The organism is Rhodospirillaceae bacterium (genome assembly GCA_028819475.1).
Taxonomy (GTDB): Bacteria; Pseudomonadota; Alphaproteobacteria; order Bin65; family Bin65; genus Bin65.
The window spans coordinates 1-2,359 of the sequence record JAPPLJ010000071.1 but is presented as its reverse complement, the minus strand read 5'-3'; the positions used below and the strand labels follow the sequence as shown (position 1 = coordinate 2,359).

Annotated in this window: 2 protein-coding genes; both read left to right on the top strand. The window is 70.5% G+C overall.

Annotation, left to right across the window (positions count from 1 at the left end):
- Positions 1 to 1,548: AAA family ATPase (locus OXM58_21055; protein MDE0150855.1), on the top strand; the 1,548-nt coding region annotated here is incomplete at its 5' end.
- A gap of 427 nt (positions 1,549 to 1,975) precedes the next feature.
- A partial coding sequence (gene ssb, locus OXM58_21050; protein MDE0150854.1) for a single-stranded DNA-binding protein occupies positions 1,976 to 2,359 on the top strand: 384 nt, incomplete at its 3' end.

Below are 2,359 nucleotides of genomic sequence, written 5' to 3'. Positions count from 1 at the left end.
GGCGTCGCGCCCGACGATCCCCGTCGCGCGGTTGCCGCCGTCGAGGCCACCCTCTACCGCCGCCTCGACCGGAACCATACATGGACGTCCCGCGCCTCGGCGGAGGCCGGAGCCGCGAAGCTGCTGACCGGCGCAGCGGCTCCGGACGGCGGCCCCGCCGGACCCTGGGCGGTCGAAGGCGCCGTCCAAGCCGGCGGCGCCGAGCCCTTCGAGGGCGGCGTTCAGCCCATGGGCGCGGCCGCCATGGAGGCCTTCCTTGCGGAAGAGCTTGCGCGCTTCGCCGGCGAAGCGCCGGCGTCCGACCTAGCCTTGCCGCCTCTCGCCGAAGACGAGATCGGGCACGCCGTTGCCGAGTACGAACGCGGCCGGCCGCACCGCCTCACCGGTCCGCAGAAAGCCGCCATCGCGCGCGCCTTCCGGCACCGGCTGACGGTGCTGGGCGGCTATGCCGGCTCAGGGAAGACGACCTCGCTGCGCGGCATCTGCGAGCTCGCGGACCGCTTCGGGCGCGACACCGTGCTGATCGCGCTCTCGGGCCGTGCGGCGCAGCGCATGGCCCAGTCGACCGGCAGGCCGGCGATGACCATCGCCCGCTTCCTCAAGGAGACCTCCGGCGACGGGGGCATGCCCCTGCATGCGGGCAACATCGTCATCGTCGACGAGGCGTCCATGGTCGACCTTCCCCTGCTCTGGCAGGTGGTCAGACGCATCGGCGACGCCTCCCTCGTTCTGGTCGGCGACCCCGCGCAGCTTCCTCCCATCGGCTTCGGCCTGACCTTCCACGTGCTCATCGAACATCCCGCCATCCCGAAGACCGTCCTCGACCGCGTGATGCGCCAGTCGGCCGAGACCGGCATACCGGTCGTGGCCGAGGCCATCCGAAACGGCCGCCGCCCGGAGCTCGGCCGCTTCCGCGGCCTGGCGCCGGGGGTGACGTTCATCGACGCTGCCCCGGAGGAGGCGTTCGACGTCATCTTCGATGCCGGCGCGCGGCTCGCCAAGGACGGACTGCGCCGGGGCGACGCTCAGATCGTCGCGCCGGTCAACGCAGGACCGGCGGGCATCCTCGCCGTCAACCGGCGCTTCCACGAGATGCGAATGCAGGGCAGCGCCCATACGCCCCGCCTCGTTCCCGGCCGCGCCGACATCGCCGAAGGCGATCCCGTCATCTGGACCCGCAACGACTACGAGCGCGACCTCATGAACGGCTCGACCGGCCGAATCGTCGAAGCGCACCGGGACCATGCGAGGGCGGTCATCGACAGCCAGGAGCATCGGCTGGGCCCTGCCGACGCTGGCAACATCGAGCTCGCCTACGCGATCTCCGTGCACAAGGCGCAGGGCTCGCAGTGGCCGCTGGTGATCGTGCCCGTCTACCGATCCAGAATCCTCGACAGAACGCTGATCTACACCGCGGCGACGCGGGCCTCGCAGCAGGTCGTCTTCGTCGGAGACCGAAACGTCTTCGACGCCGCCGTTGCAATGGCGCCGAGGAATCTGGAGCGTGACATCACCCTGGCGTCACGCTTGAGATCGATCGGGCAATGACCTCGTTCAGCCATCAGCCCATGGCTGGAAGCCTGCTTACAGCCATGACAGCCCCCCGTCGCGTGGCCGGCGGCGGGTCACCCGAAGGGCCGTAGCGCAGCGGAGGAGCCGCCCGCGGCTTGACGCGCTGCCGGCCTCGCGACACCTGCCGGCTGGCCCCACCGCGCCCCGACCGCCTCCATCCCGCACGACCCCGATCGCCACTACGCCCCGGCGGCTTCCAACGCCGGCGCTCGCCCGGTCACAGCCGGTCTCCCGTCGCGTGCGATCCGTGAGGTCGTCGGCCAACCGTCGGGCACCGCGGCGCCTGTCTTGGCAGAGGTGGAGAGTGGCTGGAGGAGGGTGAACGGAGAAGGGCGGGGAGAGAGCTCCCGGCCCGCTTCGTTCCGCAACCATCGTCAGAAACTCGGATGAAAAGGAGACGATCATGAGCTTCGGGATGAACAGGGCTGAGCTCATCGGACGCTTGGGCGCCGATGCGACCATCACCAATCTCGCGTCCGGCGGGCGCGTGGCCAACCTGTCGGTCGCGACCGACGAGGGATACGTCGACAAGAGCGGCGAGCGGGTCGATCGCGTGGAATGGCACAAGGCCGTGACCTTCCAGAACGGCCTGATCGACATGCTCGGAAAGCACGCGAAGAAGGGGCGCCTGGTCTACGTCAGCGGCAAGCTCCAGACCCGCAGGTGGCGGAAGGAGGGCGAGGACAGCGACCGCTTCTCCACCGAGATCCTGCTGGTGCCCGGTTCGCGGATCCAGTTCCTCGAGCGCCCGAACGGCGCCGCTGCCACCCAGAGCGACGCGCCGCCG